This is a genomic window from Pseudomonas sp. TWI628 (genome assembly GCF_039673865.1).
Taxonomy (GTDB): Bacteria; Pseudomonadota; Gammaproteobacteria; order Pseudomonadales; family Pseudomonadaceae; genus Aquipseudomonas.
The window spans coordinates 1-23,439 of the sequence record NZ_JBDJMM010000050.1 but is presented as its reverse complement, the minus strand read 5'-3'; the positions used below and the strand labels follow the sequence as shown (position 1 = coordinate 23,439).

The following is a 23,439-nucleotide window of genomic DNA, read 5'->3' as shown; positions in this document are numbered from 1 at the left end:
CAATTTGCGGTTCTGTACGGAGATCGGTTCATCAGGCCGACCTGGTGAAAATCAGGGCCTGCCTAACGGCAGGCCGTTACCGGCCCGCACACAAAAAATCTGACAGTCCCGTGAAAACCACCGACATACCTGACTGCACCCGCCTTACGAGGTAAACTTGCCACCCCCGCAGGAGTTGCCATGAATTATCGTCACGCCTTCCACGCCGGCAACCACGCCGACGTCCTCAAGCATATCGTGCTGACCCGCCTCATCGCCCTGATGTCGCGCAAGGAGCAGCCGTTCGCCTACATCGACACCCATGCCGGCCTCGGTCTGTACGACCTGCAAGGCGATCAGGCGACCCGCACCGGCGAGTACCTGGAAGGCGTCGCCCGCCTGTGGAACCGCGATGACGTGCCGGCCATGGCCGCCGACTACCTGCGTATCATCAAACGTCTGAATGCCGATGGTGAGCTGCGCTACTACCCGGGTTCACCCGAGCTGGCTCGTCGCCTGATGCGCCAGCAGGATCGTGCCCTGCTCAACGAGAAGCACCCGGAAGACGGGCCGCTGCTCAGAGAGAACATGAAGAAGGACCCGCGTGTGGTCGTGCACCTGGGCGAAGGCTGGCATGTGCCGCGTGCCTTGCTGCCCGTGCAGGAAAAGCGCGCGATCATGCTGATCGACCCGCCGTTCGAGCAGGCAGACGAGCTCAAGCGCTGCACCACCTCGATGAAAGAGGCGATCGGCCGCATGCGCCAGACCGTCGCGGCCATCTGGTACCCGATCAAGGACCAGCGCTCGCTGACCCGCTTTTACCAGGACCTGACCAGCACCGGTGCGCCAAAGCTGCTGCGGGTCGAGCTGTATGTGCACCATCAGGATAGCCCGCAGGGTCTCAACGGTTCTGGCCTGGCTATCGCCAACCCGCCTTGGGGGCTGGAAGAAGAGCTGCGCGAGCTGCTGCCTTGGCTGGCCAAGGAGCTGGCACAGACTGCCGGCAGCTTCCGCATGGACTGGCTGATCGCCGAATAATTCTGCTTGCCTGTACTGGCCTCATCGCCGGCCAGTACAGGTTGCCGCGTTGCGCATATGTTTGCGTTATAATCTCGCCCTTTAGCCGCCACCCGCCCATGAGGCCGCTGGCGCATCTCTACCGAATGAAGAGGCTAATCCCTTGGCATTGACGATTCTTGGCCTGTCCGGCGCCCTTAGCCATGACCCTTCCGCGGCCCTGTACATCGACGGCAAACTGATTGCCGCCGCCGAAGAAGAGCGCTTCGTGCGTGACAAGCATGCGAAGAACCGCATGCCCTACGAGTCGGCGAAATTCTGCCTGGAACAAGCCGGCATCAAGCCGTCCGACGTTGACGTGGTGGCCATCCCGTTCGCCCCGATCAGCCTGTTCGGCAAGGCCCGCTGGCACTACGCCAAGCGCTACTGGTACGCCCCGGACCGCGCCCTCGACGCCATCCTGATGGGCAACCGTCGCTACAAGCGCTACCGCAAGAAGATTGTCTGGTGCCTGGAGCAGCTGGGCTTCGACCCGAAGAAGGTCAAGATCGAGCCGGTCGAGCACCACCTGGCCCACGCGTCCAGCGCCTATCACTGCTCGGGCTTCAAGGAAAAGACCGCGATCCTCGGCATCGACGGCAAGGGTGAGTACGCCACCACCTTCTTCGGCTACGGCGAAAACGGCAAGATCCACAAGATCAAGGAATTCTTCGATCCGGACTCGCTGGGTGGCCTGTACGGCGCAATCACCGAGTTCCTTGGTTTCGAGATGCTCGACGGCGAGTTCAAGGTCATGGGCATGGCGCCGTACGGCGACGCCAGCAAGTACGACTTCTCCCGCCTGGCCAGCTTCGAGAACGGCGAACTGGTGATCAACACCGAGTACGCCAACGTCATCGGCCTGCGCCGTTATAAAGAGAAGGGCAAGGGGTTCTACTTCTCGCCGAAGCTGATCGAATGGCTGGGCCCCAAGCGCGAAGGCGACATCGCCGACGAGCCGTACATCCACTATGCGGCCAGCATGCAGGCGTTGTTCGAAAAGATCGCCCTGCAGATGATCGACCACTACCTGGGCGACACCCTGCGTGAAACCGGCAAGCTGGCCTTCGCCGGCGGCTGCGCGCTGAACGTCAAGCTCAACCAGAAGATCATCGCCCGTCCTGACGTCAAGGAGCTGTTCGTCCAGCCGGCTTCCGGCGACGCCGGTACCGCCGTCGGCGCTGCTGCCTACGTTTCCCACGCCCGTGGCGTGCCGGTCGAGAAGATGGAGCACGTCTACCTCGGCCCGTCCTACTCCAACGAAGACGTGATCGCCGCCTGCGCCCGCCACCCGAACGCGCCGAAGTGGCGCAAGCTCGACGACATGCCGCAGCGTATCGCCAAGATCATGGTCGAAGGCAACCCGGTAGCCTGGTTCCAGGGCCGCATGGAATTCGGCCCACGTGCCCTGGGCGGGCGTTCGATCATCGGCTGCCCGAGCGTGCCGGGCGTGGCCAACCGCATCAACGAGCAGATCAAGTTCCGCGAACGCTGGAGACCTTTCTGCCCGTCGATGCTCGACACCGTCGCCCCGCAGATGATCAAGGTCGACCACCCGGCGCCGTTCATGACCTTCACCTTCGAAGTGGCTGAAGAGTGGAAGACCCGTGTGCCGGAAGTGGTCCACGAGGATGGCACCTCGCGTGCCCAGGTGCTCAAGCGTGAATACAACCCGCGCTACTACGACATGATGAAGGCGCTGGAAGACCTGACCGGCAACGGCGTATCGCTGAACACCTCGCTGAACCGCCGTGGCGAGCCGATGATCTGCTCGCCGACCGACGCGCTGAACATGTTCTTCGGTTCGGACCTGCAGTACCTGATCATGGAAGACATCCTGGTCGTGAAGGACGGCGCCGCCGCCTATGACCAGCCGCTCTGAAGCGCGGATCCTGCAGTTCTGCCATGGCTATGACGGGCCGTTCCTCGATTGCGCCCGTCAGTACGCCAGCCTGTTCCAGGGCAGCGGCTACAAGGTCACCACCGTGTTCCTCACCGGCGCCGCCGACCCGCAGATTGCGGCTGGCTGCGCGTCGGACGAGGTGCTGTTTCTCGAATTCAGCTCCAAGGCTGTGCGCGGCCTGAAGCTCGGTGCCATTCGTGCCCTTCGCCGTATCGCGGCCGAGCGCAATTTCAGCTTCTGCATCGCGCACCGTTTCAAGCCAATCTATGTTGCGCTGCTGGGCACCGGCTTGCCGGTGATCGGCGTGCACCATGCGTTCGGCGACTATGAGCGCAAGGGCCGGCGCCTGTTCGCCAACCTGTTCAGCAAGCGCCTGAGCCTGCTGGGTGTGTCGGATGCGGTGCGTGACGACATGCGCCGCTGCTTGCCGCAGTGGCCGGCCGAGCGTATCCAGACGTTGTACAACCGTATCGACATCGACGCCCTGCAAGCTGCCCTGGTGCCCCGTGCCGAAGCCCGCGAGGCGTTGGGCCTGGATGCCCAGGCATGGGTGGTCGGCAACGTCGGCCGCCTGCACCCCGACAAGGATCAGGCAACCTTGCTGCGTGGCTTTGCCGAGGCGCTGCCGGGCCTGCCGGCCGGTGCACGCCTGGCAATCCTTGGCAAGGGCCGCCTGGAGGCCAAGCTCAAGGCACAGGCTGCCGAGCTGGGTATTGCCGCGCAGGTGGACTTCCTCGGCCAGGTGCCGGATGCGCGTCGCTACTTCCAGGCTTTCGATGTGTTCGCCCTGAGCTCCGACCATGAGCCGTTCGGCATGGTCCTGCTCGAAGCCATGGTCGCTGGCGTGCCGCTGCTGGCCACGGCGTGCGGCGGTGCGCGAGAGGTGGTCGAAGGTGTTGGTGTGCTGTTCCCGCTGGCCGATGCCGGGCAACTGGCACAGGGTCTCAAGCACATGGCTGCGCTGAATGAGCAGCAGCGTGAAGCCTGCGCCGCGCATATGCTGCAGCGCCTGCACGAGCGTTTCTCCGACCAGGCCGTGCGCGAGGCGTTCTGGCAGTTGCCACAGGTTCGTGCGCTGGTGGGGAAGGCTTGATGCTCAATCATATCCAGGCCTTCCGCGAGCGCGGTTGGCAGGCCATTGATGCGCCTGCCTACGCCGAGGCGTGGGCGCGTTTCGGCGGCAGCGTCGCGACGCACCCGTTGGTGGTCGAGCAACTGGCGGATCTGGCGCAGATTCCGGTGCGTTACCTGGGCTGGTACCGGGCGGGAGAGCTGAAAGCTGCCATCCCGACCTGGGGGCGTCATCTGGCGTTGTCCAAGGACGTGCTCAAGCGTGCCGGCAAGAAGGCCCTGTTCGACCTTGGCAATGCCGAGATCATCCTGCCGGCCACGGCTGATGCCGGCGCGCCGTTGCGCCATGGCGCACGCTACCTGTCCGAGCTGAACCAGGGCCGCTTCAGCGGCCTCAAGGTGCAGAAGGAGCAACTGGCCATGGCCCGCGCCCATGAAGACCTGTCGAAGAAGTTCCGCTACAACCAGCGCCGCGAATTGCGCCTGCTGGAAGAAGCGGGCGGCGTGGTGCGCCCGATCAGCGATTTCAGTGCGCAGCAGATCGCCGCCATGTACTGCGACCTGTTCCAGCGCCGCTGGGGCTTCCCGGCCACCGGTGCCGAGCGCATGGCCGAAGTGCTGGAGCGCCTGCGCGAGCTGCTGATCGGCTCGGTGCTGATGCTCGACGACAAGCCAATCGCCATCCAGCTGGTGTATCGCGTCGAAGCGCCTGAGTGGATCAGCGTCGAATACATCAACGGCGGTGTCGACCCGGAAACCAAGGCCTTCAGCCCAGGTAGCGTGCTGAGCTTCCTCAATACCCAGGCGGCCTGGGACGATGCCAAGGCGCGCAACAAACCGCTGCGCTTCTCGTTCGGCCGTGCTGACCGGGAGTACAAGGACCGTTGGTGCAACCCTGTGCCGGTATTCCAGGCGTGAGCCGCAAGCAGCAGTTGCTCAAGCGCCATCGGCGCAACAAGCGCCTGGGCTTGCTTGCCAGCCTGGTCGTGCTGGTGGCGCTGGGTGTATTCACCTGGTGGTGGCTGCCGCTGTTGCTGCTGCCGTTGCTCTGGGCCGCTCACGAAGCCTGGTTCGCCGACCACCTGTTCTATGCGCCTGGCGAGGATTACGCCTACCGCTTCGGCGAGCTGAGCCACGAAGCGCCGGTCGTGCTGCGCGACGGGCTGCTCAAGGTGGAGGCGGCGTTGCAGGGCGATGAGACCCTGGTGCTTGAAGTGCGGGTGAAAAGCGGCTGGCTTGGGCGCTTCCTCGATCCGCGGGTCGAGCTGCTCGGCGACGAGCTGCGCGATCAGCAGACCTTCGAGCGCGGTGTCGATGGGCTGCGCTTCCTCAACCTCACCGGGTTGGCGGCACCGCTGCAAGCGGGCACGCTGCACCTGCGCGGGCGGCATTGCCGGCTGGTGGGTGAGCCGCGCCTGTGGATAACACCCAGCGTCGAGCTGCAGCGTCGTCGCGTGATGGTGATCGCGCCGCATGCCGATGATGCCGAGCTGGCCGCTTATGGTTTGTACAGTCAGGCGGACGAGACCTGGGTGGTGACCCTGACTGCGGGTGAGATCGAGGCCGAGCACTATCAGCAGATGGGCCTGGGCAAGTCGGAGGCTGCCCGCTTGAAGGGACGCCTGCGCGCCTGGGACAGCATCGCCGTACCGCGCTGGGCCGGCGTACCGGAGTCACGCTGCATGCAGTTGGGGTATTTCTGCCTGCAGCTGCCCGCCATGCAGCTCGCCCCTGACCAGCCTGCTGCCTCCCGCGAAGCGGACATGGCCGATATCCGCCCGTTCCGCCAGTTCAACCCGTTCCCGCTGCCGGCGGACCGCGATGGTGCGCCAACCTGGCAAAACCTGCTGGCCGATTTGCGGGCCCTGCTGGAAATGGCCAAGCCTGAAGTGCTGGTCATGCCGCATCCGCAACTTGACCCACACCCTGACCATATCTGCGCCCAGGCGGCGGTCATGGAGGCTCTGCAAGGCCTGGCCTGGCAGCCGCAGACGCTGCTGTGCTACGCCAACCACCTGCATGACAACGACCGCTGGCCCATGGGCGACAGCGGCGATGGTGTGGCCTTGCCGCCGCAACTGAGCGCAGAGCAGGCCTGGGCGCCATGCACCCTGCTGCTGGATGTCGCTACCCAGCGGGACAAGGCCATGGCCTTGGGCATGATGCACGACTTGCAGCCCCCTGCACCGTTCAAGCGCCGCCTGCGTCGCTTGCTGCAGCGCTGGCTGGCGGGGCGCCGGCCGTCGCCTTACGGAGAGAATGAGTTTTTCCGCAAGGCCGTGCGCCGGCATGAATTGTTCTGGCGGCGTGAGCTGTAAACCCGACCGCGATGGCGCAGAGCGCCCAAGGAAAGCAATGAAAGTCCTATTTCTGGTACAGAAGGAACAGCGCGCGATCCTCGATCGCCTGTACGACGGCGTCGCGGCCAACTGCGAATGCGACCTGCGCTGGCTGACCAGCGAAGACCAGCGCAACCTGCGCCGCTACTTCAAGCGTGAAGTGCAGGTCGAGCGCTATGACCGCATCGTCTTCTTCCTGCGCTTCAAGCAAGAGATCCGCCAGGCCGCCTTCATCCGCACGGTGCCGAACCTGGTCATTCTTGAGCATGACGCCTACCAGAACTACATCCCTTGCAAGTACACCGGCAAGTTCAGCGCGCATTACCGCAAGCTGCCGTGGGCGCGGGTAATCAGCTCTGGCTACATGGTCAGCGAGCGCCTGCGCCAGGAGGGCTTCGACGCGGTCTTCGTGCCCAAGGGCTATGACGAACAACTGCTGGCCGACCAGGGCCGCGAGCGCGATATCGAACTGGCGTTCGTTGGCAGCACCAACAGTGTTGCCTACAGCGGGCGCAAGGCACTGCTGGACGAGTTGGGGCAGGTCGAGAACCTGGTGGTGACCCGCACCAAGTCGGGTGAAGACTACTGCAACACCCTCAATCGCATTCGCTTTTTCGTCAGTGCCGATGTCGGCATGGGCGAGTACATGATCAAGAATTTTGAAGCCATGGCCTGTGGCTGTGTGCTGCTGGCATACGACCAGGGCGAGGCAGAAAATCGTGCACTGGGGCTGCAGGACATGGTCAACGTCGTGTTCTATGACAACATTCCGACGCTACAGGCCAAGTTGCGCACCTTGCGTGAAAACCCTGCGCTGGCGCAGCAGATTGCCGAAAATGGTCGCGAGCTGGCAGTGTCGCGTTTCAGTTTCGCTGCAGTGGGGCGGAGCATCGTCGAGCATATGCGCCCGGCACTCAGGCCTCAGCCGCCGCTGTCTGCCTGGCAGCGCTTGCGGCTTAAGCTCGGCTTCTGATCATCAGCATGTCCGATGACAGCGTTCGCTGAAGGTTTCATGGTGATTACGGGCACTAACCCGAGTTGCCAAGGTCGTCTAAGGGACAGCAGTGCTGTCCAGCATTTCCAGCCTATGCTGGAGAGGGGGCGCTTTCCCGACGCCATGTCGGGTGAGACCGGCATTGACGCTGGTTATGGGCGCCCTTATCTGCATGGGAAATCCGATTCTTGTTAAATGAAGTTGCAGTCCCACCTGGCTTGCACGGGAGAGGGGCGCTATCCCCATGAATATTGTCAACATGATGTGGGCAGGCGGTTCGCCGTACATGTCCATCCACAAGGTCCACCAACAAGTGCTGTCGCACGCGGGGGCCGATGCCACCATCAGTAACTGGTTGTTGCTCGGCGGTAAGCTGTGTCATAGCCGCGGCCCCACCCGCGTGTGGCACATACCGCAGCGTGTGCTGAAGGGTAAAAGCCTTTGGCGTCTGTTGCTGCCTTGGCAGCGCCTGCGTCTGCGCAGGGCGCTGCAACAAGCCCAGGCTGATGTGATCCTGCTCGACGGCGTCGGGGTCGCACGTTTGGTGCTGCCGGTGTTGCAGCAAATCCCGGGAGTGCGGGTCAAAGTGCTGTTCCATGGCAGTACCCGGCTGAATGCCAGCGATGTGCGCTTGTTGAACCAGTTGCCCTCTGAGCGACTTAGCATCGCAGCCGTTTCGCAAACCTTGGCGCGCTCGCTGGAGCAGGATATTGGTCGTCCTGTGCAAGCGCTACGCATGGCATTCGACCCGCAGGCCTTTGCCAGGCCGCTGCTCAGCCGTGAGCAGGCTCGCCAAGTGCTGGCGTTGCCCCAAGCCTCAGGTCAGGTGCTCGGAGCGGTGGGGCGGCTGGTAGAAAGCAAAGGCCTCGAGATGCTCATCGAGGCATTCGCCAAGGGGGCAGCCAGCCGACCGGACATGCGCCTGGCGATTGTCGGTGATGGCCCTCTGCGCGCCAGCTTGCAGGCGCAAATTGACGCTCTGGATCTGGCCGGGCGGGTGATGTTGTGTGGCCACCACGATGAATTGCAACAACTCTACCGGGCGTTTGACTGGCTGCTGGTGCCGTCGCGTGCGGAGGGCCTGGGCCTTGTGGTGCAAGAGGCCGTAATGGCGGATCTGCCGGTGATCTGCAGCGATCTGCCAGTGTTTCGTGAGCAGTTGCGGGAGGCGGGCTGCTACCTGCCGGTTGGCGGCGTCGAGGCCTGGTCCCAGGCAATCGAACGCTGCGATGCCCCCAGCGCTCAGGCCATGGCCGCTCGTCAGCGCGAGGCGCTGGCACCCGAGGCGGCATGGCAGGCGTTCTGTGACGGGGCGCAGAAGCTGCTGCGTGGTTGACCTCAGCGGGCCAGCAGAGCTGCCTCGAAGTCGGCGAGAGGGAATTGGTCTCCCAAGTTCTCCCGCTCAATGTAACGCACCATGTGTTGCACATTGCGCCTGATCATTCGCGCGGACAGTGGCGGGCGCAGGAAGCGCATGTCTGCCACATCGATCAGGCCGAGGCGCTGGTCAGGCGTTACCACGACATTGCCCAGATGCAGCGACCGGAAGTACACGCCGTTGCTGTGCAGTTGACGGATCAGTTCGATCAGCCGGGGCAGGTAGTTGGCCCAGCTAAACCCTGCATCACGCGATAGCTGCAACAGTGTGCGCCCTGGCAGCGGGCGATACAGCACTGCTGTCCTGCCTGGTACATCGAGTTTGTGCTGGCTGATCACTTCAAGAGTGGGGATGCCGAATTGCTTGAGTCGAGCAGCATTGTCAACGAAACGTTGTGAGTATGGTCGCAACAATGCGGATGAAATCAGACGTTTCCTGCGAAAAATCTTAAGGAAGTTTCCATCTTCAAGCAGGTAGACTTTGGCGCCATGGCTATCTGCCTCTAGCACCTGGGCACCAAGTGTCATCTGATCGAAGTCGACCTGGGAGAGGCGGGAGCACTGCATGTATAGGGCCTTGTCGTCTGGCAAGCAAAAATGACTGGCAATAATGCCGAAAATAAAGCTGTTGCACCATGTCTGGTGTCATTTCGCGTTACCGGGGAGAAGGGATGTTGTATCAGAAAAACTGGGCCAAGGCCTGGTTATCATTGGGATTGATCTGGTTCCTGGCAGCCATTGCCTTGGCGCCCAGCAACAAGTTGTATCAGCAAGGCATGATCCTGTTCATGTGGTTGCCAGCCTTGTTGATGGCGTGGTCGGCGCGACGCATTCTGCTTGAAGCCTGGCAGCGTCAGCCCGCACTGTGGGGAGCGCTGGTGCTGTTCCTGCTCTGGGGGGCATTGAGCCTGGCCTGGTCAAGCAATGAAGAAGTCGCGCGTGAAAGCAAGCGGCTGATCTACATTCTGCTTTTCTTGCTGGCGTTCCCGCTGATAGGGCAAATGGGCCCGTCCCGCATTCGCCTGTTGTTGCGGATCGGTGCTGGCTTGCTGGCGATTGCTGCGCTGGTCTCGATTGTCAGATTCTACGGTGTTTTGGCGATGCCGCTGATTACGCGCCTGGAAGGTATCGGCGAAATCTCGCACCCGATCCTGGGTGCCTATGTTGTCGGCGTAGCTGCTCTGCTGCTGCTCTACGATCTGCCAAAACAGCGTGCCTTGCGCCTGGGGTGGCTGCTGGCACTGGCCTGCCTGGGCGCATTCGTCGCCTTGAGCCAGAGCCGTGGTGCGGCAGTGGCGCTGGTCATTCCTGTGATCATGGCCCCCCTGTGGTTCCGTGACAGGCACAGCCAGCTCATGGCGCTGTTCGCCGTGGTGAGCACCGGGTTGGCCTTTTACGCCGTCTATGATCTCATCGCCGCGCGCGGCTCGTCATTCCGTCCCGAAATTTTCCGCTCGGCGCTGCACATGATCGGCGAGCACCCATGGGGCGGCCTGGGGCTGGGTGGCCATTACAAGGTTGAAGCTGCGGGCCTGCAGTTCGATCACACCCACAACATGTTCACCCATGTTGCGGTTGAGTTCGGGGTGCCTGGGATGCTGCTGTGGATTGCCGTGTGGCTGTTCGCGCTTGGAGAGATCGTTCGAGCGCGCGACACGGTCTTTGGCAAGATTCTGCTCTGCCTGTGGATCTACTCGACCATGGCCATGCAGTTCGATGCCGCCAGCCTCACTGCAACGCCCCGGGCAGAGTGGTTCGTCAGCTGGCTGCCGGTCGGCCTGGTCATGTTGTTGCCATGGATGCGTGCCGAAAATGATGCCTGTGGTAAAATTTGCGGTTCAACCTGAACAGCGAGCTCGATGATGGCCGAAACACCGCGACCGGCGGAGCACACCTCCAGCCTGAAGATCTACTTCCGGCTGCTGAGCTATGTGAAACCCTATGTCGGCATTTTCCTGCTGAGCATTGTCGGTTTCGTGATCTTTGCTTCGACCCAGCCCATGCTGGCCGGGATACTCAAGTATTTCGTCGACGGGCTGAGCAACCCCGAAGCGGTGTTGTTCCCCACTGTCCCCTACCTGCGCGACCTGCAGTTGCTGCAGGCGGTGCCGCTGCTGATCATCCTGATCGCAGCGTGGCAGGGCCTGGGCTCGTTTCTGGGCAACTATTTCCTGGCCAAGGTTTCCCTGTGCCTGGTGCATGACCTGCGCGTCGAGCTGTTCAACAAGCTGCTGGTGCTGCCCAACCGCTACTTCGACAACCACAACTCAGGCCACCTGATTTCGCGGATCACCTTCAACGTGACCATGGTCACCGGTGCTGCCACCGATGCGATCAAGGTCGTTATCCGTGAAGGCCTGACGGTGGTGTTCCTGTTCGGCTACCTGCTGTGGATGAACTGGCACCTGACCCTGGTGATGGTCGCCATCCTGCCGGTAATTGCGGTGATGGTCAGCATTGCCAGCAAGAAATTCCGCAAGCAGAGCAAGAAGATCCAGTCCGCCATGGGCGATGTGACGCATGTCGCCTCCGAGACCATCCAGGGTTACCGCGTGGTCCGCAGCTTTGGCGGTGAAGCCTACGAGCAGCAGCGCTTCGGCAATGCCAGCCAGAGCAACACCGACAAGCAGCTGCACATGACCAAGACCGGCTCGCTGTACACGCCGCTGCTGCAGCTGGTGATCTACACCGCCATGGCGGCGTTGATGTTCCTGGTGCTGTTCCTGCGCGGTGAATCCACCGCCGGTGACCTGGTGGCCTACATCACGGCGGCGGGCCTGTTGCCCAAGCCGATCCGCCAGCTGTCGGAAGTCAGTTCGACCATCCAGAAGGGCCTGGCCGGTGCCGAGAGCATCTTCGAGCAGCTGGACGAGCAGCCGGAGATCGATACCGGTACCGTCGAGAAGGAACGTGTGGAAGGCCGCCTCGAAGTGCGTAACCTGAGCTTCACCTACCCTGGCACCGAGCGCGAGGTGCTGAGCGACATCAACTTCGTCGCCGAGCCTGGGCAGATGATTGCTTTGGTCGGGCGTTCGGGCAGCGGCAAGTCGACCCTGGCAGCGTTGATCCCGCGCTTCTACCACCACGACCAGGGGCAGATCCTGCTCGATGGCGTGGAGATCGAGAACTATCGCCTGCGCAACCTGCGTCGCCATGTTTCCCAGGTGACCCAGCATGTCACCCTGTTCAACGACACGGTGGCCAACAACATCGCCTATGGTGACCTGGCTGGCGCCCCGCGTGCCGATATCGAAGCGGCAGCCGCAGATGCCTATGCCAAGGAATTTGTCGACCGCCTGCCAAAAGGCTTCGATACCGAAGTCGGTGAAAACGGCGTGCTGCTCTCCGGTGGCCAGCGCCAGCGCCTGGCGATTGCCCGGGCGTTGCTGAAGAATGCCCCACTGCTGATCCTCGACGAAGCCACGTCGGCGCTGGATACCGAGTCCGAGCGGCATATTCAGGCGGCCCTGGATCACGTCATGGAGGGCCGTACCACGCTGGTGATCGCCCACCGTCTGTCGACCATCGAGAAGGCCGACCTGATCCTGGTGATGGACCAGGGCCGTCTGGTCGAGCGCGGTACGCATGCCGAACTGCTCGCGGCCAATGGCCATTATGCCCGCTTGCATGCCATGGGCCTGGATGAGCCGGCCAAGGCCGATATCACCTGACCCGCCTTGATCGGGGCCGTATCGGCCCCGATTGTCACGGGAATGTTCCAGGGTGTATCTGGCCGTAAAGCCGTCGCCTACCCTGTGCTAATATCCTGCCCCTGTTCATTATTTCCATATGGGTTGCCCATGAAGTTGTCCATGCCGCGTTTCGATCAAGCCCCGGTACTGGTGGTCGGCGATGTCATGCTCGACCGCTACTGGCATGGCGGTACCTCGCGTATCTCGCCTGAAGCGCCAGTGCCGGTGGTCAAGGTCGATCAGATCGAGGATCGCCCCGGCGGCGCGGCCAACGTTGCCTTGAACATCGCCGCCCTTGGCGCACCAGCCTCGCTGATCGGCGTCACCGGCCAGGACGAGGCCGCCGACAGCCTGGCCAACAGCCTGCAGGCCGCAGGTGTGCGTTCGGTATTCCAGCGCATCGCGCACCAGCCGACCATCGTCAAGCTGCGGGTCATGAGCCGTCACCAGCAATTGCTGCGCATCGATTTCGAACAGCCGTTCGCCACCGACCCGCTGTCGCTGGGGGCGGAAGTCGACACCTTGCTCGAAGGCGTCAAGGTCCTGGTCCTGTCCGACTATGGCAAGGGCGCGCTGAAGAACCACCAGAGCCTGATCCAGGCCGCACGTGCCAAGGGCATTCCAGTGCTGGCCGATCCCAAGGGCAAGGATTTTTCGATCTATCGTGGCGCCAGCCTGATCACGCCGAACCTGAGCGAGTTCGAGACCATCGTCGGCCGCTGCGCCGATGAGGCAGAACTGGTCGCCAAAGGCCTGCAATTGCTGCAGGACCTGGACCTTGGTGCGCTGCTGGTGACCCGTGGCGAGCATGGCATGACCCTGCTGCGCACCGGTCAGCCGGCGCTGCACCTGCCTGCACGGGCTCGCGAAGTGTTCGATGTGACCGGTGCCGGTGATACCGTGATCTCGACGCTGGCAGCGGCCATTGCCGCCGGCGAAGACCTGCCTCACGCGGTGGCCCTGGCCAACCTGGCGGCGGGCATCGTGGTCGGCAAGCTGGGTACTGCCGCAATCAGTGCCCCGGAACTGCGCCGGGCGATCCAGCGTGAAGAAGGCTCCGAGCGTGGCGTGCTGGGGTTGGAGCAACTGCTGCTGGCCATCGACGATGCGCGGGCGCACAAAGAGAAGATCGTCTTCACCAACGGCTGTTTCGATATCCTGCATGCCGGGCATGTCACTTACCTGGAGCAGGCGCGTGCACAGGGCGATCGCCTGATTGTCGCAGTCAACGACGATGCGTCGGTCAGCCGCCTGAAGGGCCCGGGCCGTCCGATCAATAGCGTTGACCGGCGCATGGCCGTACTGGCTGGCCTGGGCGCGGTGGACTGGGTGATCAGTTTCCCAGAAGGCACCCCGGAAAACCTGCTGAGCCAGGTCAAGCCAGACGTGCTGGTCAAGGGCGGGGACTATGGCATTGACCAGGTGGTAGGTGCCGATATCGTCAAGGGCTATGGCGGCACCGTAAAAGTGCTGGGGCTGGTCGAAAACAGCTCGACCACGGCCATCGTCGAGAAGATTCGCAAGAACTGATCGATTGCTGGGGCTGCAAAGCAGCCCCAGCTGCTATTTATGAAGTGAAGTTCGGGCCCGTTCCAGTAGCGCCCGTGCCTTGTCGCCCAAGCGCTGCAAATGCGAAGCCGGCGGCACCTTGCGCTCCACCAGCCCCTGCTGTTTCACCCAGTCCTTCCAGCGAATCCGCTCATCTGCCACCACCCAGCCTTCCTGGCGGGCAAAGCTCTCGGCCAGGTACAGGCCCCGGGTACTCGCCGGCACCAATTCATCCTTCTTCAACGTGTAGAGCTCCGCCAACGGCTGCCCATCCTGCACCGGCATCAGGTACAGGTCCGGCCGCTTGCGGTTGAGCCGCGCCACCAGTTGGTCGCCTTCCAGGCGCTCATCGACATGGAACAGGCTGAGTTTCTTGGTCTCCCTCGGCACCTGCAGGCGCATGTCGTAGATCAACTGCAGCGAAGCCGTCGGCAAGTGCACATAAGCCCGTGGCCGTTCCAGCAACATCAGGTTGCCACAGTGCACCGGGCGGGCAGCCCCTGACTCCGGCGTCAGCACAAAGGGCAATGCTTCGCGGTAATGCAGTGCGGCGGCATAAGGAGCTGGCAGCCAGGTATCGTTGAAGCGCCCGCTCAGCCAGCCTTCCGGGGTCTCCAGCAGGCATTCTTCAGCGACCTCCTGGACGGCGGTGTGCAGCGGCAGGTTGAGCTCCTGGGCGGGGACATAGCCGGAAATCAGTTTCAAGACCACATCGCCGCGGTCCTGGCGGCGCTGCCTTACCAGCACCCAGTAATCACGGTGCTGCCAATGCAGGGTCAGGCGAACGGAAACACCCAGGTTGGCCAGCTCGACCACGAAGCGCTGCTTGTCGGCAAGCTGGATGGCGCGCCGCCGTTGCTGGGTCTGGGCGAAGTTCAGGGGCATGCCGATGCTCTGGTAGACCAGGCCTTCGGGGGTGGCTTCGACATGCAGCGGCAGTGTCTTGAAGTTGCTCGGGTTCTTGCGGATCAGCGTACGCGCCACGAGGCTCCTCCTTGCGTCGGGTCAGTCTCCAGGCCCAGCTTGGGTGGGTGACAACTCAATGCTGGCCCAGGATGCGGGCGACGGTGGCCACGTTGTGGGCCAGGTGCAACGGATTGATGGTGCCGACGATAGCACTGCTCACGCCTGGGTGGGCAAACAGCAGCTCGAAGCTGGCTTGCACCGGATCGACCCCCGGGGCAAGGCAGATGTGCCCGCTGGCCAAGGCCTTCTTCACCAGAATGGCCTTGCCGTGTTCGGCAGCGTAGTCCAGCACCGGGCGTTCTGCCTGCTCGTTGAGGTTGTAGGTGACCATGGCGCAATCGCCTTGCTCCAGCGCCTTCAGGCCACCGGCGACGGTCTTGCCTGAAAGGCCATAGCCGAGAATCTTGCCTTCCTGCTTGAGCGCGGCCAGGGTCTGGTAGACCTCCTCCTGTTCAAGGATTGCCAGGTCATTGCCGTCGGAGTGCACCAGCACCAGTTCGATGCGGTCAGTTTCCAGGCGGCGCAGGCTGCGCTCCACCGAGCGGCGGGTGTGGGCGGCGCTGAAGTCGAAGCTGGACTGGCCGTCTTCGAACTCCTCACCCACCTTGCTGACGATCACCCATTCATCGCGCTGGCCGCGCAGCAGCGGCCCCAGGCGCTCTTCACTGCGGCCATAGGCCGGGGCGGTGTCGATCAGGTTGATACCCAGCTCGCGGGCCTGGGCCAGCAGCATTCGGGCTTCGTCATCGCCGGGGATGGTGAAGCCATTGGGGTATTTGACGCCCTGGTCGCGGCCCAGCTTGACCGTGCCCAGGCCCAGTGGCGAAACCTTGAAACCGGTGCTGCCCAGGGGGCGGTGCAAGCCATGCAAGGTTGGCAAGGTCATGGCAGCAGTTGCTCCCAGGCCGGTACACCCAGAACCGGGCGTGGCAGGCCGGAAAGGTCGGCCTGCGCTGTCGGGCGTACGCCATCGCGGTCCAGGCTGGCCAGTACACGGTCAGTGAAGTCCGGCGCCAGTGCCAGTTTGGTCGGCCAGCCCACCAGCAGGCGCTGCTGTTCGGCGAGGAAGGCGTTGTCGGGGCGCACCAGGCCGGACTGCGCGGGCTCGGCGCGATCGACGCGCAGGGTCGCCCAGCGCACCTGGTTCTGGTCGACCCAAGGCAGCAGGCTGGCAATTTCCTTCTGTGCTGCAGCGATTTGCGCGGCTGGCTCGCGGGCTACGCCATCGGCTTCGGCCAGGTCGCCGCCGAGGTACCAGACCCACTGGCCATCGGCCGCCGGGTGGGTGGTGACGGTCACGCGCGGCTTCGGCCCACCGCCCAGGCAGTGCGCATAAAGCGGCTTGAGGTTTGGCCCTTTGGCCAGGACCATGTGCAACGGGCGGGTCTGCATGGCAGGTTGCTTCAGGCCCAGGGCATGCAGCAGGTCTTCGGTGCCAGCGCCGGCGCTGAGCACGATGCGCTGGGCGCGGATTTCACGGCCGTCGACGCGCAAGCCGAGCAGTTCGTCGCCCTCGCGCAGCGGTTCGATCTGTTCGCCAGCGAGCAGGCTGTCACCGGCCAGTTCAGCCAGGTTCGCCAGCAGGCTGGGCACATCGATCACCAACTCTGCGAGGCGGTAGACCTTGCCCTTGAAGGCACGGTCCTGCAGGGCCGGTGGCAATTGCTCGCCCTTTACCTGATCGACCCGGCCACGTACCGCCTTGCTGGCGAAGAAGCTGGTCAGGTTGCCGGCCAGGGTGCCTGGCGACCACAGGTAATGGGCATCGGAAAGCAGGCGGGTGCTGGTCAGGTCCAGTTCGCCGTTGCCTGCGATCGCTTCGCGCCAGCGTCGCGGCATGTCGGCGATGGCTTCCGAGGCACCGGTCAGGGCGCCATGCAGGGCGTACTTGGTACCGCCATGGATGATGCCCTGGGACTTGATGGTCTGCTCGCCACCGAGGCTGGCGCGCTCCACCAGCACTGTCGAGTAACCCAGGCGACGCAGGCGGGCATTGAGCCAGAGGCCTGCGACCCCGGCGCCGACGATCAGTACGTCAGTGGAAATGGCGGTTGGCATGGCGGTACCTCGAAGACTGGGACAGCTGGCAAGTATACAGGCTGCCTTAGTGCCCGGCAGTGTTGGAAAACAGCTGAATCACAACCACGCCACCCACGATCATCGCCATGCCCAGCATTGCCGGTACATCCAGCTTCTGCCCATAGATCACCAGCGCCGCCACGCTGATCAGCACGATGCCAAGGCCCGACCAGATCGCATAGGCGATGCCCACTGGAATGCTGCGCACCACCAGGGTCAGCATCCAGAACGCGATCCCGTAGCCGACCACCATCAGCAGCAACGGCAACGGCGTGCTCAGCCCCTTCACCGCCTTCATGGAGGCAGTGGCGATGACTTCGGCGCAGATGGCGATGGCGAGATAGGTATAGGCGTTCATTGCTGGATCCTCCGGTGACTGGCTGGGCATTCTAGAGATTACCCAGATGCGGTAAAGTCATTACCTATCCATATGGGAGATAGGTTGATGGCCGAGCAATGGAACCTGGAACAACTGCGCACCTTTCTGCGTGTTGCCGAATTGCGCTCGTTTTCCGCAGTGGCCCGCGAACAGCGCAAGGCACAGTCGGCCGTCAGCAATGCCATCGCCCTGCTCGAAGCCGACCTCGGTGTCACGTTGTTCGAGCGCAGCAGCGGGCGCCAGCCGAAACTGACTGAAAATGGCACGGCGTTGCTCGAAGATGCCCGCGAACTCTTGCGCCAGTGCGAACGCCTGGATGGCCGTGCCCTGGCCTTGATGCGTGGCCAGGAAGCCTTGTTGCGGGTGGCGCAGGACGAGGCGATGCCTTATCAGCCAGTGATCGACAGCCTCGACGAACTGGCTAGCCGTTACCCTTACCTGGAGGTGCAACTGGCCAGCGGCGCCCAGGGCGATGTAGCGCGCAAGCTGGCCGAGCGACGCGCCGACCTGGGGCTGTTCTTCCACCACGAAAGCATCCCGGCATCACTGGAGCGCCGAGCGTTGGGCAGCGTGGAAATGGTGACGGTATGTGCGGTTGGTCATCCACTTTCTCGCGAAGGCCAGGTCACCCGCCAGCAGCTGGCCCGCCACCGGCAATTGCTGATCACCCCGCAGCAAAGTGGCTACCCCGGCGGCGAGGCGATCAGCCCGCAGGTCTGGCGTGCCGACAGCTTCTACGCCATGGCCGAGCTGCTGATGCGGGGCCTGGGCTGGGCCTGGCTGCCGCGGCATGTGGTGCAATACCCGACCTACCAGGCGCACATGGTCGAGCTCGACAGTGAATGGCGCCCGCCCGCACTGGTGGCAGAACTGGCCTGGCGCCGCGATGAACCACTGGGCCCGGCTGCGCAATGGTTGGCCGAGCGCTTTGCAGTGCACCTGCGCGCGATCGGGTAAACTCCGCGGCCATGAACAGAACACTCTATACCTTGCTGTTTCACCTGGGCCTGCCGCTGGTTGCGCTGCGCCTGTATCTGCGCGCACGCAAGGCACCGGCCTATGGCCAGCGCATCGGCGAGCGCTTCGCCCGCAACCTGCCGGCCATGCGCCAGGGCGGGATCTGGGTGCATGCGGTGTCGGTCGGTGAAAGCATTGCCGCCGCACCGATGGTGCGTGCGCTGCTCAAGGCCTATCCGGACCTGCCGATCACGCTCACCTGCATGACCCCGACCGGCTCCGAGCGCATTCGCGCGATGTTCGCCGATGAGCCGCGCATCCAGCATTGTTACCTGCCCTATGACCTGCCGTGGGCGGCGGGGCGCTTTCTCGACCATGTGAAGCCCAAGCTGGGCATCATCATGGAAACCGAACTGTGGCCAAACCATATCCATCAGTGCGCCAGGCGCGGTATCCCGGTGGCCTTGGCCAACGCCCGATTGTCCGAGCGTTCAGCCCGTGGCTATGGGCGCTTTGCCAAGCTGACCCGGCCGATGCTGGGTGAGATGAGCCTGATCGCCGTGCAGACCGAAACCGAGGCCCGGCGTTTCCGTGATCTGGGCGCTCGCCCCGAGTGCGTCCAGGTGACCGGCTCGATCAAGTTCGACCTGAAGCTCGACGAGCACTTGCAGCCCCGTGCCAGGGCATTGCGCGAACAGTGGGGCGCCGACCAGCGTCCAGTATGGATCGCTGCCAGTACTCACGAGGGTGAGGATGCCTTGATCCTGCAGGCGCACCGGCAGTTGCTGCAGGTACATGGTGATGCGCTGCTGATCCTGGTGCCGCGCCACCCTGAGCGGTTTGATGCCGTGCAGGCCTTGTGCGCCGGGCAGTTCGCCACCGTACGCCGCTCTGCCGGCACGCCGGTGGATGCCCGGACACAGGTGTTGCTTGGCGACACCATGGGTGAGTTGCTGTTCCTCTATGCCCTGGCCGACATCGCCTTTGTCGGCGGCAGCCTGGTGGCCACGGGCGGTCATAACCCATTGGAACCTGCGGCACTGGCATTGCCGGTGCTCATGGGGCCGCATGTGTTCAATTTCCTTGAAATCAGCGCGATGTTGCGCGAGGCAGGGGCGTTGCAGCAGGTTGATGATGCCGAAGGGCTGGCCGAGGCGGTGCGTCGATTGATCGAGCTGCCTCAGGATGCACAGCGCATGGGCGAGGCGGGCAGGGCGGTGATGCGGGCCAACCAGGGCGCCTTGCAGCGCTTGCTGGATGGGCTGGGCAAGCTGCTTGGCTGACGCTTGTGTTGGCTTCTTCGCGGGTTCACCAGCGAAGAAGCCAACACCGGTCTCAAGGCCTGCGCTCGAAGTTCTTGGCAGCAGCGGCCGCCAGGTCCGGTGGCAGGAAGTCCTTGTCCGGGTTGTAGTCCGGTTTCAGGTATTGCTTGAGGTCCTGCAGATCCTGCGGGCTCAAGGTCCCTGCCGCCTGCTTCAGGCTCAGGTTGTCGAGAATGTAGTCATAGCGGCTGTTGTTGTAGTCGCGCACCGAGGTGTACAGCTGGCGCTGGGCGTCGAGCACGTCGACGATGTTGCGGGTACCGACCTGGTAGCCGATCTCGGTGGCTTCCAGGGCGCTCTGGTTGGAGATGATCGACTGCTTGCGCGCCTGCACCTGCTCCACATCGGTGTTCACCGCGCGGTGTAGGTTGCGGGTGTTTTCCACCACCTGGCGGCGCAGGCTTTCCCGTTGCTGTTCGCTCTGGCTCAGGCGCTGGTAGGCCTCGCGTACCTGCGAGCTGGTGAGGCCACCGCTGTAGATCGGGATGTTCAACTGCAGGCCGACGCTGGTCTGCTCCACATCACCACTGTAGCGCTGGCCGAACGGCGACGGGTTGGTGAAGCCCAGGCTGTCGTTGTCACCTTTTTCGTACTTGGCCACCGCATCGAGGGTCGGCGCGTGGCCGGCCTTGCGCTGGCGCAGGGTTTCTTCGGCGGCGGCAACGGCGTGGTTGGTGGCCAGCAGGTTGAGGTTCTGGCGGCCGGCGGTTTCCACCCAGGCCTTGGCGTCGTTGGGTGTCGGCACCTTCACCGGTAGCGTGTGGACGACACCCTGAATCGAGCTGTACTCGCGGTTGGTCAGGGTGACCAGGGCCTCGAAGGCATCCTGCACCTGGCGTTCGGCGATGATCCGGTTGGCCCGGGCGGTATCGTAGCTGGCCTGGGATTGCAGCACGTCGGTCTTGTCGGACAGGCCAACGTCGAACCGTTCGTTGGACTGGTCCAGCTGGCGCTTGAAGGCTGCTTCTTCAGCCTTGGTCGCCGCCAGGTTGTCCTGGGCGCGCAGCACGGAGAAGTAATCCTGCGCAGTCTGCAGGATCAGGTTCTGCTCGGTAGCCGACAGTTGCAGCGCCGCCTGCTCGTTGACCGCTTCGGCAGCCTGCAGCTGGAACCAGCGATCAGCGCGGAAGATCGGTTGCGCGAGGGTCGCGCTCCAGGTATTGCCGCTGCGGTTGGTGGTGGCTGAAGGCTGGTCGATCTTGGTGCGGGTATTCATCATCTCGGCACCGGCCGAGAGGTTTGGCAGCAGGCCGGCGCGGGCCTGCGGCACCACTTCTTTCTGGGCGCCATAATCGGCACGGGCGGCAGCAAGATCGGCGTTGTTGTCGACCGCTTCCTGGTAAACACTGACCAGATCGGTCTTCACCGTCGTGGGCATATCCGCTGCCCAGACCACTCCGTTGGACGCACAAGACACGGCTATCGCCAGTGAAAGTTTGCGCAGCATAAAGGCAATCCTTGTACGAAATTTAATTACTGAACTGTTGAGTATCGAGCGACGGGCCAGTGTAGTGCCATGCGCATCTGCCAACAATCATAGGCTGCGCCTTTCATCTCCCCTGCGTTTTACCCGCTTGGCTTTGCCGACCACTCCAGTCTAGACTGCGCATGTTCTTGTCGGGGTGCCTTGAAGCAAAGGCTGAGATCGCAGAGGTGCGGATCCCGTTGAACCTGATCAGGTTAGCGCCTGCGTAGGGAACAAGATTGCTCGCCTTCCCGGGGAGCCTCTTGTGCCAGGTCCGGGAATGTCGCAGCTGCATGCAGCTCCAGGCACCCCCATATCCGGCACTGCACCCGTCACAGGGTGCGTCCACGCCTTTCAGGTTCACCCCGACATTCCCCTGCTAGGAAGCCGTCTGGAGAGCCTGTGATGACCAAACAAGAAAAAACGATCAACCTCAGCGAATCGGCGCAAGTCGATCAGCAGTCCGTGCAACCGTTCCCGCGTTCGCGCAAAGTCTATGTCGAAGGCTCGCGCCCGGACATCCGCGTGCCCATGCGCGAAATCAGCCTGGACGACACCCCGACCGACTTCGGCGGCGAAAGCAATGCGCCGGTGCTGGTCTATGACACCTCCGGCCCGTACACCGACCCCAACGTCATCATCGATGTGCGCAAGGGCCTGGCCGACGTACGTTCGGCCTGGATCGACGCACGCGGTGACACCGAGCGCCTGGACGGCCTGAGCTCCGACTTCGGCCAGCAGCGCCTGAACGATGCCGAACTGGCCAAGCTGCGCTTCGCCCACGTGCGCAACCCGCGCCGTGCCAAGGCTGGCGCCAACGTCTCGCAGATGCATTACGCCCGCCAGGGCATCATCACGGCCGAGATGGAATACGTGGCCATCCGCGAGAACATGAAGTTGCAGGAAGCACGCGCCGCCGGCCTGCTCAACGAGCAGCATGCCGGTCACAGCTTCGGTGCCAACATCCCGAAAGAAATCACCCCGGAATTCGTCCGTCAGGAAATCGCCCGTGGCCGCGCGATCATCCCGGCCAACATCAACCACCCGGAAGTGGAGCCAATGATCATTGGCCGCAACTTCCTGGTGAAGATCAACGGCAACATCGGCAACAGTGCCCTGGGCTCCTCGATCGAGGAAGAAGTAGCCAAGCTGACCTGGGGCATCCGCTGGGGTTCGGACACCGTCATGGACCTGTCCACCGGCAAGCACATCCACGAAACCCGCGAGTGGATCATCCGCAACTCGCCGGTGCCGATCGGTACCGTGCCGATCTACCAGGCCCTGGAGAAGGTCAACGGCGTGGCCGAGGACCTGACCTGGGAGCTGTTCCGCGACACCCTGATCGAACAGGCCGAGCAGGGCGTGGACTACTTCACCATCCACGCGGGTGTACTGCTGCGCTACGTGCCGCTGACCGCCAAGCGGGTCACCGGTATCGTCAGCCGCGGTGGCTCGATCATGGCCAAATGGTGCCTGGCGCATCACAAAGAGAACTTCCTGTACACGCACTTCGACGAGATCTGCGAAATCATGAAGGCCTACGACGTCAGCTTCTCGCTGGGCGACGGCCTGCGCCCAGGCTCGATCGCCGACGCCAACGACGCCGCCCAGTTCGGTGAGCTGGAAACCCTCGGCGAGCTGACCAAGATCGCCTGGAAGCATGATGTGCAGTGCATGATCGAAGGCCCTGGCCACGTGCCGATGCAGCTGATCAAGGAGAACATGGACAAGCAGCTGGAATGCTGCGACGAAGCGCCGTTCTACACCCTCGGCCCGCTGACCACCGACATCGCCCCAGGTTACGACCACATCACCTCGGGCATTGGTGCGGCGATGATCGGCTGGTTCGGTTGCGCCATGCTCTGCTACGTCACGCCCAAGGAACACCTGGGGCTGCCGAACAAGGATGACGTCAAGACCGGCATCATCACTTACAAGATTGCCGCCCATGCTGCCGACCTTGCCAAGGGCCATCCGGGCGCGCAGATTCGTGACAACGCCTTGTCCAAGGCACGTTTCGAATTCCGCTGGGAAGACCAGTTCAACCTGGGCCTGGACCCGGACACCGCGCGTGCCTTCCACGACGAGACCCTGCCGAAGGAATCGGCCAAGGTCGCGCACTTCTGCTCGATGTGCGGGCCGAAGTTCTGCTCGATGAAGATCACCCAGGAAGTGCGTGAATACGCGGCCAAGATCGAGGCCGTGGACGTGACGGTCGAGCAAGGCATGCGCGAGCAGGCCGAGCGGTTCCGCCAGGAAGGCAGCCAGCTGTACCACAAGGTGTAATTACAACAACAGGGCGGTGCGCGAGG

Annotated in this window: 20 protein-coding genes and 1 riboswitch; of the genes, 14 read left to right on the top strand and 6 right to left on the bottom strand. The window is 63.2% G+C overall.

All coding sequences use genetic code 11. The features are described 5' to 3' along the window. Positions 1-180: 180 nt before the first annotated feature. From rlmJ to ABE528_RS26605, 7 genes are all read left to right on the top strand, one after another. Positions 181-1,017: a 23S rRNA (adenine(2030)-N(6))-methyltransferase RlmJ gene (rlmJ, locus tag ABE528_RS26635; protein WP_152958598.1), complete on the top strand. Its 837-nt coding sequence runs from the start codon at positions 181-183 to the stop codon at positions 1,015-1,017. Between the two features lie 142 nt (positions 1,018-1,159). Beyond that, positions 1,160-2,917 (top strand): carbamoyltransferase, encoded by a 1,758-nt coding sequence (locus tag ABE528_RS26630; RefSeq protein ID WP_152958596.1) that lies wholly within the window; start codon positions 1,160-1,162, stop codon positions 2,915-2,917. Further along, on the top strand, positions 2,901-4,031 hold the full coding sequence (locus ABE528_RS26625; RefSeq protein WP_346654552.1) for a glycosyltransferase: 1,131 nt from the start codon (positions 2,901-2,903) through the stop codon (positions 4,029-4,031). Before ABE528_RS26630 ends, ABE528_RS26625 begins: the two co-directional genes overlap by 17 nt. After that, entirely contained in the window at positions 4,031-4,927 is an 897-nt protein-coding gene (locus tag ABE528_RS26620) for an antimicrobial resistance protein Mig-14 (protein ID WP_152958593.1), read from the top strand. The genes ABE528_RS26625 and ABE528_RS26620 overlap by 1 nt, the downstream gene beginning before the upstream one ends. Further along, complete coding sequence (locus ABE528_RS26615; RefSeq protein ID WP_346654554.1) at positions 4,924-6,327, top strand: PIG-L family deacetylase; 1,404 nt, start codon at positions 4,924-4,926, stop codon at positions 6,325-6,327. The genes ABE528_RS26620 and ABE528_RS26615 overlap by 4 nt, the downstream gene beginning before the upstream one ends. A gap of 37 nt (positions 6,328-6,364) precedes the next feature. Beyond that, positions 6,365-7,321 (top strand): glycosyltransferase, encoded by a 957-nt coding sequence (locus ABE528_RS26610; protein ID WP_346654551.1) that lies wholly within the window; start codon positions 6,365-6,367, stop codon positions 7,319-7,321. 265 nt (positions 7,322-7,586) lie between these two features. Beyond that, the gene (locus ABE528_RS26605) at positions 7,587-8,678 is read left to right on the top strand and encodes a glycosyltransferase (protein ID WP_346654550.1); all 1,092 of its coding nucleotides are present in this window, start codon (positions 7,587-7,589) and stop codon (positions 8,676-8,678) included. Between the two features lie 2 nt (positions 8,679-8,680). Here ABE528_RS26605 and ABE528_RS26600 read toward each other — a convergent pair whose 3' ends face one another. After that, positions 8,681-9,286, bottom strand: coding sequence for a toluene tolerance protein (locus ABE528_RS26600; protein WP_152958586.1), 606 nt, complete (start codon positions 9,284-9,286; stop codon positions 8,681-8,683). Positions 9,287-9,329: 43 nt separating this feature from the next. Here ABE528_RS26600 and ABE528_RS26595 point away from each other — a divergent pair, with 43 nt between their 5' ends. The 4 genes from ABE528_RS26595 (at position 9,330) to hldE (ending at position 13,941) form a co-directional block, all read left to right on the top strand. Further along, positions 9,330-9,560 carry a hypothetical protein gene (locus tag ABE528_RS26595; RefSeq protein WP_256669411.1) on the top strand — a complete coding sequence of 77 codons (231 nt, stop codon included), beginning with the start codon at positions 9,330-9,332 and terminating at the stop codon, positions 9,558-9,560. After that, the gene (locus ABE528_RS26590; RefSeq protein ID WP_346654553.1) at positions 9,463-10,566 is read left to right on the top strand and encodes an O-antigen ligase family protein; all 1,104 of its coding nucleotides are present in this window, start codon (positions 9,463-9,465) and stop codon (positions 10,564-10,566) included. Before ABE528_RS26595 ends, ABE528_RS26590 begins: the two co-directional genes overlap by 98 nt. 15 nt (positions 10,567-10,581) lie before the next feature. Beyond that, positions 10,582-12,390 carry a lipid A export permease/ATP-binding protein MsbA gene (gene msbA, locus ABE528_RS26585; protein ID WP_346654549.1) on the top strand — a complete coding sequence of 603 codons (1,809 nt, stop codon included), beginning with the start codon at positions 10,582-10,584 and terminating at the stop codon, positions 12,388-12,390. 129 nt (positions 12,391-12,519) lie between these two features. Then, a complete protein-coding gene (gene hldE / locus ABE528_RS26580) occupies positions 12,520-13,941 on the top strand; it encodes a bifunctional D-glycero-beta-D-manno-heptose-7-phosphate kinase/D-glycero-beta-D-manno-heptose 1-phosphate adenylyltransferase HldE (RefSeq protein WP_346654548.1) in 1,422 nt (473 codons plus the stop codon). Positions 13,942-13,974: 33 nt separating this feature from the next. On the opposite strand, the gene ABE528_RS26575 is transcribed toward hldE, so the two are convergent. The 4 genes from ABE528_RS26575 to ABE528_RS26560 are packed head-to-tail and all read right to left on the bottom strand — an operon-like array spanning position 13,975 to position 17,362. Beyond that, the gene (locus ABE528_RS26575) at positions 13,975-14,943 is read right to left on the bottom strand and encodes a metal ABC transporter ATPase (RefSeq protein ID WP_346654547.1); all 969 of its coding nucleotides are present in this window, start codon (positions 14,941-14,943) and stop codon (positions 13,975-13,977) included. Positions 14,944-14,998: 55 nt separating this feature from the next. Further along, positions 14,999-15,811, bottom strand: a complete 813-nt coding sequence (locus tag ABE528_RS26570; RefSeq protein WP_152958578.1) for an aldo/keto reductase — start codon at positions 15,809-15,811, stop codon at positions 14,999-15,001. Next, positions 15,808-16,983, bottom strand: coding sequence for an FAD-dependent oxidoreductase (locus tag ABE528_RS26565; protein ID WP_346654546.1), 1,176 nt, complete (start codon positions 16,981-16,983; stop codon positions 15,808-15,810). The genes ABE528_RS26570 and ABE528_RS26565 overlap by 4 nt, the downstream gene beginning before the upstream one ends. A 46-nt stretch (positions 16,984-17,029) precedes the next feature. Further along, on the bottom strand, positions 17,030-17,362 hold the full coding sequence (locus ABE528_RS26560; RefSeq protein ID WP_152958574.1) for a multidrug efflux SMR transporter: 333 nt from the start codon (positions 17,360-17,362) through the stop codon (positions 17,030-17,032). 87 nt (positions 17,363-17,449) lie between these two features. On the opposite strand from ABE528_RS26560, the gene ABE528_RS26555 reads away from it, so the two are divergent. Both ABE528_RS26555 and waaA read left to right on the top strand, forming a co-directional pair. Next, entirely contained in the window at positions 17,450-18,340 is an 891-nt protein-coding gene (locus ABE528_RS26555) for a LysR family transcriptional regulator (RefSeq protein ID WP_346654545.1), read from the top strand. Positions 18,341-18,351: 11 nt separating this feature from the next. Continuing rightward, positions 18,352-19,623, top strand: coding sequence for a lipid IV(A) 3-deoxy-D-manno-octulosonic acid transferase (gene waaA, locus ABE528_RS26550; protein WP_152958571.1), 1,272 nt, complete (start codon positions 18,352-18,354; stop codon positions 19,621-19,623). A 52-nt stretch (positions 19,624-19,675) separates the two neighbouring features. Here the strand turns inward: waaA and ABE528_RS26545 are convergent, their stop codons facing one another. Then, entirely contained in the window at positions 19,676-21,109 is a 1,434-nt protein-coding gene (locus ABE528_RS26545; protein ID WP_152958569.1) for a TolC family outer membrane protein, read from the bottom strand. A gap of 161 nt (positions 21,110-21,270) precedes the next feature. Next, positions 21,271-21,377, top strand: a riboswitch (TPP riboswitch). A 155-nt stretch (positions 21,378-21,532) separates the two neighbouring features. On the opposite strand from ABE528_RS26545, the gene thiC reads away from it, so the two are divergent. Then, entirely contained in the window at positions 21,533-23,413 is a 1,881-nt protein-coding gene (gene thiC, locus ABE528_RS26540; RefSeq protein ID WP_152958567.1) for a phosphomethylpyrimidine synthase ThiC, read from the top strand. Positions 23,414-23,439 lie beyond the last annotated feature (26 nt).